The 16,278-nt window shown below is 61.7% G+C and carries 11 protein-coding genes; 3 read left to right on the top strand and 8 right to left on the bottom strand.

The window, feature by feature from the left end; translation table 11 throughout:
• Nucleotides 1-75: 75 nt before the first annotated feature.
• Nucleotides 76-2,379 carry a PAS domain-containing sensor histidine kinase gene (locus RHE_RS06635; protein WP_011424636.1) on the bottom strand — a complete coding sequence of 768 codons (2,304 nt, stop codon included), beginning with the start codon at nucleotides 2,377-2,379 and terminating at the stop codon, nucleotides 76-78.
• Nucleotides 2,380-2,569: 190 nt separating this feature from the next.
• Nucleotides 2,570-5,218 carry an aminopeptidase N gene (pepN, locus tag RHE_RS06640; protein WP_011424637.1) on the bottom strand — a complete coding sequence of 883 codons (2,649 nt, stop codon included), beginning with the start codon at nucleotides 5,216-5,218 and terminating at the stop codon, nucleotides 2,570-2,572.
• A 370-nt stretch (nucleotides 5,219-5,588) separates the two neighbouring features.
• Here pepN and RHE_RS06645 point away from each other — a divergent pair, with 370 nt between their 5' ends.
• Nucleotides 5,589-6,527, top strand: coding sequence for a DMT family transporter (locus RHE_RS06645; RefSeq protein ID WP_011424638.1), 939 nt, complete (start codon nucleotides 5,589-5,591; stop codon nucleotides 6,525-6,527).
• Nucleotides 6,528-6,754: 227 nt separating this feature from the next.
• A complete protein-coding gene (locus RHE_RS06650) occupies nucleotides 6,755-7,627 on the top strand; it encodes a hypothetical protein (protein WP_042118155.1) in 873 nt (290 codons plus the stop codon).
• Here RHE_RS06650 and RHE_RS33455 read toward each other — a convergent pair whose 3' ends face one another.
• The 6 genes from RHE_RS33455 to RHE_RS06675 all read right to left on the bottom strand — a co-directional run bounded on the left by RHE_RS33455 (nucleotide 7,628) and on the right by RHE_RS06675 (nucleotide 15,113).
• Entirely contained in the window at nucleotides 7,628-7,786 is a 159-nt protein-coding gene (locus tag RHE_RS33455; protein WP_020920805.1) for a hypothetical protein, read from the bottom strand. It lies immediately after the preceding gene.
• Nucleotides 7,787-7,884: 98 nt separating this feature from the next.
• Nucleotides 7,885-8,076, bottom strand: coding sequence for a hypothetical protein (locus RHE_RS06655; protein ID WP_011424640.1), 192 nt, complete (start codon nucleotides 8,074-8,076; stop codon nucleotides 7,885-7,887).
• 132 nt (nucleotides 8,077-8,208) lie between these two features.
• The gene (locus RHE_RS06660) at nucleotides 8,209-9,102 is read right to left on the bottom strand and encodes a uracil-DNA glycosylase (RefSeq protein WP_011424641.1); all 894 of its coding nucleotides are present in this window, start codon (nucleotides 9,100-9,102) and stop codon (nucleotides 8,209-8,211) included.
• A 68-nt stretch (nucleotides 9,103-9,170) separates the two neighbouring features.
• On the bottom strand, nucleotides 9,171-10,463 hold the full coding sequence (locus RHE_RS06665) for an Hsp70 family protein (RefSeq protein WP_011424642.1): 1,293 nt from the start codon (nucleotides 10,461-10,463) through the stop codon (nucleotides 9,171-9,173).
• Between the two features lie 205 nt (nucleotides 10,464-10,668).
• Entirely contained in the window at nucleotides 10,669-13,794 is a 3,126-nt protein-coding gene (locus RHE_RS06670; protein WP_011424643.1) for an efflux RND transporter permease subunit, read from the bottom strand.
• Nucleotides 13,791-15,113, bottom strand: a complete 1,323-nt coding sequence (locus tag RHE_RS06675) for an efflux RND transporter periplasmic adaptor subunit (RefSeq protein WP_011424644.1) — start codon at nucleotides 15,111-15,113, stop codon at nucleotides 13,791-13,793. The genes RHE_RS06670 and RHE_RS06675 overlap by 4 nt, the downstream gene beginning before the upstream one ends.
• Before the next feature lie 275 nt (nucleotides 15,114-15,388).
• Here RHE_RS06675 and RHE_RS06680 point away from each other — a divergent pair, with 275 nt between their 5' ends.
• Entirely contained in the window at nucleotides 15,389-16,270 is an 882-nt protein-coding gene (locus RHE_RS06680) for a phosphotransferase family protein (RefSeq protein ID WP_011424645.1), read from the top strand.
• Nucleotides 16,271-16,278: the final 8 nt, after the last annotated feature.

Here is a 16,278-nt window from a genome sequence, read left to right on the forward strand (position 1 = left end):
ACGACGCGCGCCAGCCGGTCGACCATCCGACTCCGTTTGAGCCAACAGAATGCTTCAATCTAACCAGGAAAGGCTCTAAGCATCATCCGGAATTCGCAACGAGATCACCGTGCCCACAGCTTCGCGGGACCGGATCTTCATGCGCCCGCCATGCAGCGAAGTCAGCGACCGGGAGATGGCAAGCCCGAGGCCGGAGCCGCCCTTGCTCTTGGCGTATTGGCTCTGCACCTGTTCGAACGGTTGGCCGATTTTAGACAGCGCCGAGCGTGGGATGCCGATGCCGGTATCGGCGATGGTGACGAAGACGGCGCCGTCGACACGGCGTGTGCGCACAGCGATGCGGCCGCCATCGTCTGTGAACTTCACCGCATTGGAGAGCAGGTTGAGCAGCACCTGTTTCATCGCCCGCCGGTCCGCGGTCAGCGTCAGGCCCGACGAGATGCGCTGCTCGATGACGATGTTCTTTTCGGCCGCCGGGATGGCGGTGAAACGCAGGCTTTCCTCGATCAGCGGCACGAGATCGATGCGCTCGCGGTGCAGCTTCAGGTGGCCCGCCTCGATTTTTGACATGTCGAGAATGTCATTGATGACGTTGAGCAGATGTTTGCCGCTGTCATGGATATCCCGGGCATATTCGTCGTATTTCAGCGAGCCGAGCGGCCCGAACATCTGGTTCTGCAGGATTTCCGAGAAGCCGAGGATGGCATTGAGCGGGGTGCGCAGCTCATGCGACATGTTGGCGAGGAATTCCGACTTCGCCTTGTTGGCGGCCTCGGCGCGTTCCTTTTCCGCCTGATAGTTGGCGTTGGCCGTCGAAAGCTCGGCTTTCTGGAGCTCCAGCGTCTGACGTGAGGCGGAGAGGTCGCCGATCGTCGCCATGAGCCGGCGTTCGGATTCGCGGAGCCGCTCCTGATGACGTTTCATCAGCGTAATATCGGTGCCGACCGAGACCCTGCCGCCATCGCGCGTGCGCCGTTCATTGATCTGCAGCCAGCGCTCGTCGGCAAGCTGCACCTCGGTCGTGCGCCCCGACCCGTCGGCATCGGCGACCCGCCGCTCGATGACCGGGCGGGCGGCGGCGGCATTGACGATCGATCGTTCGGTGCCGGGCACCAGCACGCTGTCCGGCAGGCCGTAGGCTTCCTGGAAATGCGTGTTGCACATGACGAGCCGGTCGTTCTTGTCCCAGAGCACGAAGGCTTCGGAGGTGCATTCGATGGCGTCGGCGAGCCGCTGGTCGGCTTCGGCATAGCGCTGGGCGAGGCGATGCTGCTCGGTCACGTCCATGGCGATGCCGATCAGGTGCATGCGGCCGGAATTGCTGCGGATCACCTGGGCGCGGGCGCGCATCCAGACATAGTGGCCGCCGGCATGGCGCATGCGGAAGATCTGGTCGACTTGGCCGGAATGGCCGTTGGCGATGGCGCGCGCGATTTCGTAGAGACCGCCGTCATCCGGATGCATCAGCCGAGCGGCTTCGCCGAAACCCAGCGTCTTGTCGGAACCCGGCAGGCCGAGCATGTCGTACATCGAGCGCGACCAGAAGAATTCGCGGTTCTCGAAATCGAAATCCCAGAGGCCGCAGCGGCCACGCGATAGCGCCGTCTCGACGCGCAGGTTCGATTCCAGGAAGATATCGTCGGCGTCGCGGGCGCGCTTCACCTGGGTGTAATAGGCGTAGAGGATGACGAGCAGGATCGAGGATATGCCGGCAAACAGCGTGACGTTGAGCGCCAGTTCCTCGCGCCAGACCTGGCTGATCTCCTCGAGCGAGGTGGCGGCGACGATATAGCCGCCGGCATTGCCCATTAAGGTGATCTCGGCATAGTGCGGCACGCCGCCGATCGTGGTTTCGATAACGCCGGCACGATCGCCGAAACGCCGGATTGCCGAGACCTCCGGGAAGAAATCGCCGACATTGCTGCCGACATGCGAAAGCCCTGCGGTCGTGGCGGCGAAAACCTTGCCGCTGGCCTGCACCAGCAGCACGAAAGCGCCACTGTCCAGCCGGTCCTGCGGCAGGTATTTGGCGAGGCGGGTCTGCGCTTGGCCGATATCGCCGCTGTCGAAGATCTGGGACGCATCGGCAAACACCGCCGAGGCAGTCGCCGCCGAGAGCGCTGTGGCATGGCGGGCGGAAGCCTCCAGCCGGGCATACTCATTCATCATGCCGAAGAAATGCGAGGCGGCGACGACGGAGAGGAAGGCAACGATCAGCGCCGGAATGGTGCGCTTCAAGATGAGCTCCGCCTTCGGCAGATGACGCAGAAGCGGTTCCGATGCCGCATGACCGGAAAGGCTGTTTCGCCAGGCCTTCAGCCCGTCAAAATCGACACGCAGCCGTCCTCCGGCCACGGTTGCCCGCCGCACGTCCATCATCTCTTCGCCTTGTCCCTCGTGTGATTCGCGCGCCGCTCGCTCGAACCTGACCTAGAGAATCACGGGTGATTCGCCTTGTCCAGAGGCAAAGGTAAAAATCCGTTAACTATTTATATTTCTGAATTTTTCTGCGATTCGAATCGCCGGGTCGGCCGACCGCCACATCTTGCGCGGCGGCCGCTTCCGCAAATTACCCTTTAAGCGTGCGCTCCACGATATCGCGTACATCAGTGGAAAGGTTAGGCGCCTGTTCGATCCTGCTCAGTGCGGCGCGGGCGTGATCGGCGCGCGTCGGCTCCAGCGAGCGCCAGGAGCGCATCGAGGTCAGAATGCGGGCGGCAAGCTGCGGGTTGCGCTCGTCGATTTCGAGAATTTCGCCCGCGAGGAAACGATAGCCTTCGCCGTCGGCACGGCCGAAGCCGGTCGGATTGGCAAAGGCGAAGGTGCCGACCAGCGCCCGCATTCTGTTCGGATTGGTCCGCTTGAAAAGCGAATTCTCCATGAGGGCACGCACCCGTTCCAGGGTCTTGGCGCCTGGGATGCCGGCCTGAATCGAGAACCATTTGTCGATGACGAGCGCGTTTTCTGCGAAGCGGTCGCGGAAGGCGGTCAGCGCCTCACCCGTCTCCGCAGTCTCGGGAAAATGATGGACGAGAAGCGTCAACGCATGGCTGAGATCGGTCATATTGTTGGCCGCGTCGAAGGCGGCCTTGGCGCGAACCGGCGTCTGCTCGGCATAGGAGAGGTAGGTGAGGGCGCTATTGCGTAGCGCGCGCAAGCCGGCGCTTTTGGCATCCGGGCTGAAATTGCCTGATGTCGTCATCGATGCGTAGAGGCCGGCAAAGATGCTCTTTCCGGCATCGGCGATCTGTTTCAGGATCGCCTGCCGGCCGGCATGGATGGCGTCGGGATCGTTATTGCTGCCGAGTTCGCGGGCAATATCGGATTCGCTCGGCAGTGCCAGCGCCTGGGCCCGGAAGGCGGGCTCGAGGCTCTCGTCGGCGGCAGCCGCAATCAGGGTCTCGACGAAGGTTGCCTCGCAGGCGGCAGGCTTGCCCTCACGCGCATCGCGGGCGGCTTTCAGAAGGTTCGGCAGCGCCAGATCGGTCAGCGCCTGCCAGCGGGCGAAATGATCCGTCTCATGACGGGCGAGATGGGCGAGATCGGCCGGGCTCTGATCGAAATGCAGGTTAATGGGCGCCGAGAAGCTGCGGTTGATTGAGACAACCGGGCGCGAGCCGATGCCGTGGAATACCGCCGTCTGTGCGCGGTCGGTGAGGTGCAGCACCTCGCCGGCATATTCCGCGCCGGAAACCGAGCTCGGTTCGATCTTGCCGCCATTCTCGCCAAAGAGCGCGAGGCTGAGCGGAATATGCATCGGTTCCTTGATCGACTGGCCTGGAGTAGCAGGGATCATCTGTTCGAGCGACAGGGTGAAGGTGCCGGCTGCCGCATCATAGGCGCCTGATGCGGTGACGAGCGGCGTGCCGGCCTGATGATACCAGAGCGAGAATTGCGTGAGGTCGCGCCCGCTCGCATCCTCGAAGCATTTGACGAAATCCTCGATTATCACCGCCTGGCCGTCGTGACGGTCGAAATAGAGGTCCATGCCCTTCTTGAAACCGTCCCTGCCGAGCAGCGTCGCGATCATGCGCGTGACTTCGCTGCCCTTCTCGTAGACGGTCCTCGTGTAGAAATTGTTGATCTCGCGATATGTCGTCGGCCGCACCGGATGGGCGAGCGGGCCGCCATCCTCTGGAAACTGCTCGGACTTCAGATGGCGCACATCGGCGATGCGCTTGACCGGGCGCGAGCGTTGATCGGAGGTAAATTCCTGGTCGCGATAGACCGTCAGACCTTCCTTGAGGCACAGCTGGAACCAGTCTCGGCAGGTGATGCGGTTGCCGGTCCAGTTGTGGAAATATTCGTGCGCGATCACCGTCTCGATATTGGCGTAGTCGGCGTCGGTCGCGGTCTCGGGATCGGCAAGGATGTACCTGTCGTTGAAGACGTTGAGGCCCTTGTTCTCCATCGCGCCCATGTTGAAGTCGGAGACGGCGACGATCATGAAGATGTCGAGGTCATATTCGCGCCCGAACCTCTCTTCGTCCCACTTCATCGAGCGTTTCAGCGCGTCCATGGCATAGGCTGCGCGCGGCTCCTTGCCGTGCTCGACATAGATTTTCAGCACCACGTCGCGGCCGGACGTGGTGGTGAACGTGTCTTCGACGACGCCGAGATCGCCGGCGACGAGGGCAAAGAGATAGCTCGGCTTCGGATGCGGATCGAACCAGGCGGCGAAATGCTTGCCGGGGCCGTAACCGGCGCCGCCGAGGAAGTTGCCATTTGACAAAAGCAGCGGGTTGGCGTCCTTGTCGGCGATGATGTTGACAGTGAACGGCGCAAGCACGTCGGGTCGGTCGGGGAAATAGGTGATGCGGCGGAAGCCTTCCGCCTCGCACTGCGTGCAGTAGATGCCGCCGGTGCGATAGAGGCCCATCAGCTGGGTATTGGCCTCGGGATTGATGATGGTCGTGATGGTCAGCTCGAAGGGAGCGCTCTCCGGGAGGTCGCGCACCGTCAGGCTTTCCGGCGTCGCGTCATAACGTGAAGGGTCGAGCTCGACTTGGTCGAACAGCAGCCCCGCCAGCGTCAGCTCGTCGCCGTCGAGCACGATCGGCGCCGTAATGTCGGCCCCCGGGCGACGATGAAAGATGAGCCGGGCTTCGACCTTTGTCTCGGTTGGATCGAGTTCGAATGTCAGGTCCACGCGTTCCAGGACGAAGTCGGTGGGACGGTAATCTGCCAGATGAATGACCTGGCCGGTATCTGTTCGCATGGTGTTTCCTGAAGACCGTTATATGACAACCGCGGATACAGAGGCGGGCGCACTCTGCCTAAATTGCCGGGCATGATTACATTAAAGTCTGAACCAAAGTTAAAGCAAAATGCCCGCGAACGCGAAGTTTGCCGGCAAAAATCTGATTGGATGGAAGGAATGCTGCTGTCCGGTCGACAGCGCCGTTGAGATTGAGCGCCACCCGCTCGCTTTCGGCTCCGCTGCCGAAAGCGATTTCGCGACTATCCCGCTTTGCCGCGGTTTTTTTCGCCCAACTCGATTTTCTTTCGCTACGATGACAGACGTCATTCGCCGCGTCCAGGAGTCGGACGCGTCTCCCCTTTGTTAAGTCAGCATCAGAGCCAGAATCATGCACTCGGTTCTCAGAAACCCGATGAGAGGCATTGCGCTGAAAGTCTCGTCGGTCGTAGTCTTTCTCGCCATGCAGACCTTCATCAAGCTGGCCGGCCCGGATATTCCGCCGGGCCAGGTCACCTTCTGCAGGTCGTTCTTCGCGCTCTTCCCGATCATGGCCTATCTCGCCTATATCGGCCAGCTCAGCGCAGCCTTCCACACTGCCAACCCGGTCGGCCACCTGAAGCGGGGCACGATCGGCATCCTGTCGATGGCTTTCGGTTTTTACGGCCTGCTGCATCTGCCACTGCCGGAGGCGATCGCGCTCGGCTACGCCTTGCCGCTCGTCGCCGTTGTCTTCGCCGCGGTTTTTCTTGGCGAAACCGTGCGCATCTATCGCTGGAGCGCCGTTCTGGTCGGCATCGTCGGCGTCGCTATCGTCTCCTGGCCGAAACTGACTCTGTTGCGTGACGGCGGCATGGAAGCAGAACAGGCCCTCGGCGCGCTTTGCGTGCTGCTCTCGGCCGTTCTCGGCGGCATGGCGATGATCCAGGTGCGCCGTCTCGTCGAGGAGGAGAAGACGGCGACGATCGTGCTGTATTTCTCGCTCACCGCATCGGTCTTCTCGCTGGCTTCCCTTCCTTTCGGCTGGCTCGTCCTGCCATGGCCGTCGGCGCTTTATCTGGTCGCTGCCGGCTTTTGCGGTGGCGTCGCCCAGATTCTGCTGACGGAAAGCTACCGCCATGCCGATGTCTCCACCATCGCGCCGTTCGAATATACCTCGATCCTGCTCGGCGGTATCGTCGGCTACTTCGTGTTCGGCGACGTGCCGACCGTCACCATGCTGATCGGCACTGTCATAATCGTCGCCGCCGGTATCTTCATCATCTATCGCGAGCATCAGCTGGGCATCGAACAGCGCGAGGCGCGCAAGGCGACGACGCCGCAAGCCTGAGGCTCTGACCGGCACTAATTTAACGCAGAGATTGCCGCCGTGCGAGGCTTGCTTTCGGGAGCGAAAGAATGGCGAATTCTTGGGATGGCGTCGACCTGCGGAATATGATTGTTGAACATGAGAAACTATCATTTATTCAACGCTATGCATGTCTGATAGGCCGCTTTGCGGCTTTCGATATTACTGCTCCGAACGCTGGCCTGCGAGGGGAGGTGGAGAAAAGCATAATGGCATTCACGGCGGAGCAATTGGCGGGGAACTGCTCCTTTCTGATGAGCATCCGCTTTCTGGCTCGGCAGACGCGCGGCATGTTCGACGCCGGTCCGCGTTTGGCGCGACTGCTCGCCTCCCATCAGCGCTGGCTCCTGACCCAGACCGCTTATGCCCTTCACCTGGAATATGATCCGCGCGACCCGACATCGGGTTTCACCGCCGTTCGGCTGACCGGCCGCATCACCGCACACAAGGTGGCGAGCCGTAACACCGTGCTCGCCTTCATCGAAGAACTTTATACCTACCGCTTCATCACCCATACGCCTGGCGACGAGCGACGCAGGCCACGACATTTCGAACCGGCCATTGTCAGCCACCAGGCGATGTTTACCTGGATTCACGTCAATCTCGCCGCGCTCGACCTGCTCGACGGCGGCGAGAGGGCCGCCTTTTTCCAGGCAAATCCTGCATTGATGAAGCTCGTTCAGCCGCGCATTGCCCGTCATTGCCTGGAAGATGCCGCCTGGCGGGAGCCGCCGGAGCAGGTGGCGCAGTTTCTCTGGACGGAAGCCGGCGGCCTCGTGGTCGACAACTTCATTGCCAGAATGGAGCCGGAGGAGACCGAGGCGGGCAAGTTTCTCGTCGGCCGCGTCGAAACCCGCGCGCTCGCCGCCGATTTCATGATGTCGCGCACGCACCTGCAGCGGCTTCTGGCAAAGGCGGCGCAGCGCGGCTGCGTCGGCTGGCATGACGAGCCGCGCAAGACGCGCCTTTGGATATCCCAGGGTTTCGTCGAAGAATATAGCGCCTGGCAGGCCGTCAAGTTCGCCTATGTCGACGAGGCCTTCGAATGGGCGAAAGCCCGGATCGAAGAATTGGCGGTCTGATCAGAGAACGATCGCCGCTGCACCCGCGCCAAGATCCGAGGCGGCATCGGCAGGCCTGACCGAAAGCTCGCGCTCATATTCCCGGGCGGCGCAGACCGCGACGCGGATATGCTCGAAGGTTTCGATGTTGCGCAGAAGCGATAGCAAGATCGTCGACATGATGGCTTACTCTGACATGAAAGGCAGGCAGCTGCACGCTTGTTCAAATCGGAACCCTTGCGCTTCCGAAAGATGTGCGGGGCTGCAGCGCCTGCCGCTCAATATTGCTGAAAGTCGGAAAAAATGGCGTTCGGACGTGCCGTGCGGCCGTTAATGCCGGTGCCGCGGGCAACCATCTGCTCGTTCGCGGCAAAGCCGAAACGGCTATAGCCGTGAGTGGAACGAATCTGATCGCCGGCGAGGCGAAGGGTTTCAAACCCGCAATGGATAGGACGAAATCGCTTGTTCATGGCCTTGGTTCCTGTAATTCCTCCCAAGACACGCCTTTATATTGCAGTGCAACATTGATTCTGCAATGCATCGTGACGCGATGCAGCCATGCAGAAAATGCATGGATCATTTCACGAATTGTTCATTTTCGACTAATTTCTGAGCAAAGAGAGCGAGTTAAGCTTCGCTTGAAAGACCAGCAGGTCGTTCCAGGCCAGCCGTTTGTTGACAGGTGCGGTCAACAGATCCTGAGGATGCAGGCTGGCAATGGTGGGGATGATGCGCCCGGCGACCGCAATTTCCCTCCAGCGACCGCGCAGGCCGTGAATCGTATCGTTTTCTCCGAAGAAGAACCGCGCCGCGAAATTGCCGAGCAGCAGGATCGCCTGCGGCTCGGCGAGCGCAATCTGCCGCTCGATGAAGGGTCGGCAGATATCCATTTCGGCCGGCGACGCCGCGCGGTTGCCGGGCGGCCGCCAGGGAATGACTTGCGTCAGCAGGACGCTGGAACGGCTAAGCCCGATCGCCGCCAGCATCTTGTCGAACAGCTGGCCGGATTTTCCCGAGAACGGCGTGCCCTCACGATCGTCTTCGGCGCTCGGCGCCGAGCCGATCATCATGATGCCGCTGTCGGCGTCGCCGCTGGCAAAGATCGTCGAGCGGGCGCTGTGCTTGAGATTGCAGCCGTTGAAGGCCTCGATCGCGGTCTTGAGCTCACTGAGCGACCGCGCGGCTTCGGCGACGAAACGCGCCTGCTGCACGGCCTCGCCGTCCGGGATCGCCGGTTGCGGGCCGGAGGCCGGCGCCGGACGCGCCGCTGCACTCGGACGAGGCGATGTCTGGCGTTGCCCTGGGAGAGGCCGTTCCTCAGCAATGGGCCGTTCCTGCTGCGCCTGCGCCGCCGGCCGGCGCGCGGCCTTCATCGCCTCGAATTCGGCGAAGCGGTCGACCGCCTCTTCTTCCTGCAGCCATTCCACACCGGCATCCGCATGGAAATGCAGAAGCGCTGCAAGCTCGGCGGGGGAAAGGTCGTTGACGGAGATCATGCGGCAAATCTAGCGAAGAGATCGTGGCATTGAAAGGGCAGGGGGCACATTGGCCGCACTTGCCGGCTTTACTGCACAGTCCATTGCGCGATGTCGTCGCGTTCGCCGATTAGCGCCAGACCATGGGCGATCGACAGCAGCTCGCCGCCGCTTTCGATCCGATCAAGCTCGAAGCGCTCGGTGAAGATGCGCCGCACCGCCGGCACGAAGGAGGTGCCGCCGGTCAGGAACACCTTGTCGATGTCAGCAGGCTTCGTCTCGGTCTTGACAAGCACCTCGTCGAGCGCGCCTTCGATGCGGGCGAGATCCTCGGCGATCCAGCCTTCGAAGTCGCGGCGCTTGATGCTGCGCTGTCCGCCATGGCCAAGCGGCGCGAAGTCGAAAGGCGCCTCGTCGGCAGCCGAGAGCGCCATCTTCGTCGCCGACACCGCCTGGTAGAGCGGATAGCCTTCGTCATGGTCGATGAGGTCGATGAAGATTTCGAGCTTTTCCGGCTCAAGGCTGGTGCGCACCAGTTTTTTCAGATCCTCGAATTCCCGCGTGGTCTTGAAGATCGACAGCTGGTTCCAGCGGCCGAAGCTGGAATAGTAGTTGGACGGCACTTCGAGAATCTTGTCGAAGCTCTTGAAATGACTTCCCTTCCCGATCAGCGGCGCGACGATGTTGTCGATCATCCGATAGTCGAAATGATCGCCGGCGACGCCGACTCCGGAATGGCCGATCGGCGTTGCCGTCAGCTTGCCGGCGACGGTTTCGAAGCGAATCAGCGAATAATCGGTCGTGCCGCCGCCGAAATCGGCGACCAGCACCGTTGCATCCTGCTTCAGATCCTGTGCGAAATAGAAGGCGGCGGCGACCGGCTCGTAGACATAGTGGATTTCGGGAAAGCCGAAACGCGACAGCGCCTCGTTGTAGCGCTCGGTCGCCAGGATCGGATCGGGGTTGGCGCCGGCGAAATGCACCGGCCGGCCGGTGACGATGCGGCTGACATCGGAGGGCCAGTTGTCGCCGGCGTAGCTGCGCAGGCGCCGCACGAATATCTCCATCAGATCTTCGAAATTATGCCGCTTAGCGAAAATCAGCGTGCCCTGGAACAGCGCGCTTGCCGCAAAGGTTTTGATCGACTGCAGGAAACGGCATTCGCCGGGATTGTCGATGAACTGGCGAATTGCCGCATGGCCGGCCTCCACCTTCAGCGCCGAGGCGCCGAGCTGGGCGTCCTTCATGAAGGACAGCGCGGTGCGCATGCTGTCGGCCGTCCCGGCCGCGCTTGTGAACGTCATCGAGCCCGTTGACCCGCCTTCCGCCATGGCGAGAACCGTATTCGTCGTGCCGAAGTCGAAACCCAGCGCCTGAGCCATGCCCGCACCTCTTCATGCCGATTGTTGCTGGAGACGGAGCAGCGCTCCGCAAGGGCGTAAGGACGCCCGGATCAAGGAGGGCGGTTGATGCCATAGCGGCGTGACACATTCAAGTGGATTGAAGATCGAGGCGCGCTGCCATGTCCGCTTCTCGCCGCTCGGGGGCAAGAAGCGAACCGGCAAGGCCCGGTATCGTCAGAACGCCTCACTCGGCGGCCAGCGCCCTTGTCTCCTGCAGCACTGGCTCCTCGACCTTCTTCTGGCTCTGGCCCATCAGCTGGCCGAGGAACTGACCGAACCGGTCCATCTCGACGAAGATGACCGGAGTGATGAACAGCGTCAGCAGCTGCGACACGACGAGGCCGCCGACGACGGCGATGCCGAGCGGCTGGCGCAGCTCGGAGCTGGCGCCGGTGCCGAGCGCGATCGGCAGGGCGCCGAGCAAGGCGCAGAACGTCGTCATCATGATCGGCCGGAAGCGTCGCACACAGGCTTCGTGGATCGCTGCCGTCGCCTTTTCGCCGGTCGTGCGCATGGTCTCCACCGCCACGTCGATCATCATGATCGCGTTCTTCTTGACGATGCCGATCAGCATCAGCAGGCCGATAAGGGCGATGATCGACAGGTCGAAACCCATGATCTTCAACGCGAGCAGCGCGCCGAAGGCCGCGGCCGGCAGACCGGAGAGAATGGTCAGCGGATGGATGAAGCTTTCATAAAGCACGCCGAGCACGACATAGATGGTCAGCACCGCCGCCAGGATCAGATAGGGCGTATTGCCCTGCGACTGCTGGAAGATTTCGGCCGTGCCGCCATAGGAAGTGAAGACATCGGCCGGCAGGCTGATCTCCTTCTTGATCTCATCGATCGCCGCCGTCGCGTCGCTGAGCGAGACGCCTTCCGGCAGGTTGAAGGACACGGTGGTCGAGACGAGCTGGCCCGTCTGGTTGATGGTGACAGGGCCGGTGGTGCGCTGCACATGTGCGAAGTTCGACAGCGGCACCAGGCTGCCATTGGAGGAGGCGACACGGATTTCCGCCAGCTTCTGATCGTCCCAGGGTTTGCTTGTGTCATATTCGACGATGACGTCGTAGCTGTCGCCGGTCGACTGGATCTCCGCCGCCGTATATCCGCTGAAGGATTCCTGCAACGTCGTGCGCAGCGTATCGTTGTCGATCCCGTAAGCGGCCGCCCGCTCCGTATCGATGACGATATTGGCTTGCAGGGCGTTGTTCTGCGCATCCGATGTCACATCGGTGAACAGCCCGCGGTCACCACGCATTGCCGCCTGGATCTTGCCGGCCCAGAGGTTGGTCTGGTCGGCGCTCAGCGCCTGGATGACCAGCTGATATTGGCTGGCGGTCTGGCGGCCGCCGAAGCGCAGGCTCTGGTTCGGCGTCACGAAGGCCTGCAATCCGGGGATCTTGTTGATCGCCGTGCGCAGCTCACGCAGCGTCTGGTCGAGCGGCGGGCGCTCCTTCTTGTCCTTGAGCTCGACGAACATCGAGCCGTTGTTCTGCGGCTTGTTCGGGTTGCCGCCGATCGTTGACATCACGTGGTTGACCGCCGGGTTCGCCTTGACGGCGGCGGCCGCCTGCTGCTGCAGCGCCTCCATGGCCGAGTAGGAAATATCCTGCCGGGCCTGGGTGCTGATCGTCAGGCGGCCGATATCCTCCTGCGGGAAGAAGCTCGTCGGCAGCGTCATGAAGAAGTAGATCGTCAGCGCCACCGAGCCGAGGAACACGCCGAGGATCGTCACGCGATGGCGAAGGCACCAGCCGACCGCTCGGTCGTAGCCGCTGAGCGTCCGCTCGAAGCCCGCATCGAAGATGCGGATCAGGAGCGGCGGCCGACTGTGGTTGTTCGACAGGCGCGAGCCGAGCATCGGCGTCACGGTCAGCGAGACGATGGCAGAGGAGATGATGGCGATGGCGACCACCATGCCGAATTCATTGAAGACGCGGCCGACGACGCCGCCCATCAGCAGGATCGGGATGAAGACGGCGATCAGCGAAACCGACATGGAAATGATGGTGTAGCTAACTTCGCCCGCCCCCTTGATCGCCGCTTCGCGCACCGGCATGCCTTCTTCGATGTGACGGAGGATGTTTTCGAGCATGACGATCGCATCGTCCACAACCAGACCCACCGCGAGCGTCAGCCCCAACAGCGAGATATTGTCGATGCTGTAGCCGAGAACATACATCATCCCGAAGGTCGAGATCAGCGACAGCGGAACTGCAAGCCCCGGAATGATCGTCGCGGTCGCATGGCCGGTGAAGAGGTAGATGACGAGGACGACGAGGCCGATCGTCAGGAACAGCGTGAACTTGACGTCGGCGATGGCGGCGCGGATCGGCTTGGCGGCATCGTTCATGACCACCGTCGTCACCGAAGCCGGGATTTCGGCGTGCAACTGCGGCAGCTTGGCGTTGATCGCATCGACGACATCGACCGTGTTGGCGTCCGGCTGACGCTGGATGGCGAGAATGATGCCGCGCTGGCCGTCATACCAGCTGCCGGTATACTGGTTCTCGACGCCGTCCTGCACATCGGCGACATCGCCGAGATGGATCGGCGCGCCGTTCGGATTGGCGATAACAAGCGATCGGAACTGTTCGGCATTGGTGCGCTGCGTATTCGCCGTGATGGTCATGCTCTGCGAATTGTTCTGCAGCGTGCCCACCGGTTGCTGGCTGTTGGCGGCAGCAAGCGCCTTGTTGACGGTGTCGATGCCGATACCGCGGGTGAGCAGCCTGTTGGGATCGACTTCGACACGCACGGCATAGGTCTGGGCACCATAGACGCTGACCTGGGCAACGCCGGGGAGGGTGGACAGCGAGGGCGAGATGATGTCTTCGGCGATCTCGTCGAGCTTGCTGCGCGGCATGGTGTTGCTCTGTACGGAGAGCAGCATCACAGGCGCATCGGCCGGGTTGGTCTTGCGGTAGCTCGGTGGTGTCGTCAGGTTGTCGGGCAGCTGTCGCGTCGCGTGTGAGATCGCCGCCTGCACGTCGGCAGCAGCCGCATCAATATCGCGGTTGAGATCGAACTGCAGCACGATGCTGGTGTTGCCGAGGGAGCTCGAGGCGCTGATTTCGCTGATCCCGGGAATGGTCTCGAACTGTTTGATCAGCGGCGTGGCAACCGAGGTCGCCATTGTCTGCGGCGAGGCGCCGCTCAGCTGCGCCGAAACGTTGATCGTCGGAAAATCGACCTGCGGCAGGGCTGCAACCGGCACGAGCCGGTAGCCGGCAAGACCGGCCAGAATGACGCCGATGGCAAGCAGCGTCGTCGCGACGGGGCGCTGGATACAGAAATTCGGGATCATTGCTGAGCTCCCACCGCGATCGTCTCGGAGTGCTGCGGTTGCCGAGGCTCTTCGGCAGACGCGACATCAAGCGTCTTGTCGTCGAACTGCTCGTTGATCGCCTGCTGGTCGCTGAGCTGGCCCTGGCCTTCGATGACGACATGGTCGCCCGGCTGAAGACCCGATTCGATAGCGGTGAAGCCGCCATTGGCGCGGGCGACGGTGACCGGCGTCAGATGTGATTTGCCGTCCTTGGCGACGAAGGCGAAGAACCCGTCGGGGCCGGGGCTGACGGCGACTGTCGGCACCACCACCTGTTGTTCGTTGTTGTTGAAGTGCACGACGATGTTCACCGATTGGCCGGGCCAGAGCGCACCGGAAGCATTCTCGAATTTCGCTTTGGCAAGGATTGTGCCCGAGGCGGTATCGACCGTGTTGTCGTAGAAGCTGATTTCGCCCTTGCGAACCTGTCCCTTGGAGGAAGCGGGAACCGTACTGACCTCGACCGGCCCGACTGTCAGCGCTTTCTTCAGGACGCGTAAATAGCGCTCCTGCAGGTGGAATTTCACGTAGATCGGATCGTATTTCGCGATGGTGACGATTGCCGAGCCGGCATTGAGGAAGGCGCCCTTGCTGACGGCAATATCGCCGAGCCGGCCGTCGAAAGGCGCCCGAATGTTTGTATTCTCGAGGATAATTCGATCCGAGGCGAGGGTGGCCTTGTCAGCCTCGACCGTGGCCGCGGCGGTATCGCGGGCAGCTCTCGCCTGGTCGAGGCTCTGCTGGGTGCCAGCCTTCTGGTCGAACAGGTCCTGCGCGCGAACCAGGGCCGTCTCCGCTTCCGAAAGCGTTGCCGTATCGCGGACGATCATCGCATTGTCCTTGTCGACCGCCGCCTTTGCCGTCCGGTCGTCGAGCTTGGCGATAAGGTCGCCGGCTTTGACGGTGGCTCCATCCTGCGCATTGATGCTGACGATCAGGCCCTGTTCCTGTGCGGCCATGGTCGTATTGTCGTCGGCATCGGCCCAACCGGACGCTGTGACATCAGTCGGCAGCGTCGTTTTCACCGCAGCGACGGTTTTGACGACGGTCGGACCGCCGCCGCGTCTGCGCCCGCCACCCTGGTGTTGCCCGCCATTCTCGGCGTGGTCGGTCGGCGCCTGATTGGCCTGCGTCAGATCGTCCTGTGGATGCCTGCCGCCGCCATTGCCGCCGGCCGGCTGCTTGATGAGCTGCGAGAGGTAAGGAATGTGCGCGGCATAAGGGACCAGATTCCCGAATTGCCAAACGCCGACCGCGGCGATTGCGGCAAAGCTGACGGTGATCCAAAATTTCTTCATGGCTAGACCGGGGTTTGAGCAAGAGTGCAAATTTATGCTTTGATTGAGCCGCTTATATTGCGGCGCAAAAAAGACATAATTCCGGTGTCGCGATCACTAAGTGGTTATAACGGCTTAAATTTTTGTAATGAATATTCCGTAATATTCAAATTATACTAATATAGTGCGGGTGCCACTTGGTGGAGTTTCGGCGGCTGCACGCCGACGGTTTCCGACGGGGCCGATGCCGCTCGCCTGCACCCAAAGAACAGAGAAAACAGAAAAGGCAGGTCGTCATGACAGAGTTGAACGTCAGCGAATTTCGCTCTCTCATCACAAGTGTATTTCCGGAACTGACGGCCTCCGTTTTCAAGCTCGCGGCAAAGGGCTGGGATTCGACAGCAATTGACGTCGACGATACGCTGATCTTCAAGTTTCCCCGCCATATCGGCGCCGAAAGAGCGCTCGTGAAGGAAGCCGCAGTGCTCGATATCGTTCGACCGTCGCTGTCGATGGCGGTTCCCGACATGCGCATTCACGACGGGCCGCCGATATTCTCCAGCCACGCCAAGCTCGAGGGGGAACATCTCATTGCAGAAGATTATGATGCGCTCGGGGAGGGCGACCGCCAGCGCCTAGCGGATGATCTTGCGCGTTTTTACGCCGAACTGCACGCGCTCGATGCCGATCGCCTGCGAGCGGCCGGCGCAGGAGCGATCCAGCCATGGCAATCGCCAGAGGCGGTTCGGACGAAGGCTTTGCCGCTGCTGCCGGTTGATATCAAGGGCCTTGCCGAGACCGTTGTTTCAGATTTCGAAGCCTTGCCGCCGGACCCCTACGGCAACGTCTACGGCTTCTTCGACGGTCACGGCTGGAATATGGCCTTCGATTATCGGCAGCGTAGGCTCAACGGCATCTACGATTTCGCCGACTCAGGGTTCGGTCCGTTGCACCAGGAGTTCATCTATTCGAATTTTATCTCGCCCGATCTGACCGCTCGCATCATTTCCGCCTATGAAATCCTGACCGGGCGCAGGCTCGACCGGCGGCGCATTGCGATCCTGACCGGCTTCCATCGGCTTTCCGAACTTTCCGAGCTTGCCGATGATCCGGCCAATGCCGAACAGATGATCCGCAGCGTGGCGAAATGGGCCGCCGCAGCGGCCCGCCTTGCCTGAAAGAGGTG

It is taken from the genome of Rhizobium etli CFN 42, assembly GCF_000092045.1.
In the GTDB taxonomy this organism is placed as follows: domain Bacteria; phylum Pseudomonadota; class Alphaproteobacteria; order Rhizobiales; family Rhizobiaceae; genus Rhizobium; species Rhizobium etli.

Coding starts and splice junctions, on each gene's coding strand:
- RHE_RS06660 (WP_011424641.1), bottom strand. CDS start 9,102: ATGATCTCCGTCAACGACCTTTCCCCCGCCGAGCTTGCAGCGCTTCTG.
- RHE_RS06670 (WP_011424643.1), bottom strand. CDS start 13,794: ATGATCCCGAATTTCTGTATCCAGCGCCCCGTCGCGACGACGCTGCTT.
- pepN (WP_011424637.1), bottom strand. CDS start 5,218: ATGCGAACAGATACCGGCCAGGTCATTCATCTGGCAGATTACCGTCCC.
- RHE_RS06665 (WP_011424642.1), bottom strand. CDS start 10,463: ATGGCTCAGGCGCTGGGTTTCGACTTCGGCACGACGAATACGGTTCTC.
- RHE_RS06650 (WP_042118155.1), top strand. CDS start 6,755: ATGGCATTCACGGCGGAGCAATTGGCGGGGAACTGCTCCTTTCTGATG.
- RHE_RS06675 (WP_011424644.1), bottom strand. CDS start 15,113: ATGAAGAAATTTTGGATCACCGTCAGCTTTGCCGCAATCGCCGCGGTC.
- RHE_RS33455 (WP_020920805.1), bottom strand. CDS start 7,786: ATGTCGACGATCTTGCTATCGCTTCTGCGCAACATCGAAACCTTCGAG.
- RHE_RS06645 (WP_011424638.1), top strand. CDS start 5,589: ATGCACTCGGTTCTCAGAAACCCGATGAGAGGCATTGCGCTGAAAGTC.
- RHE_RS06680 (WP_011424645.1), top strand. CDS start 15,389: ATGACAGAGTTGAACGTCAGCGAATTTCGCTCTCTCATCACAAGTGTA.
- RHE_RS06635 (WP_011424636.1), bottom strand. CDS start 2,379: ATGATGGACGTGCGGCGGGCAACCGTGGCCGGAGGACGGCTGCGTGTC.
- RHE_RS06655 (WP_011424640.1), bottom strand. CDS start 8,076: ATGAACAAGCGATTTCGTCCTATCCATTGCGGGTTTGAAACCCTTCGC.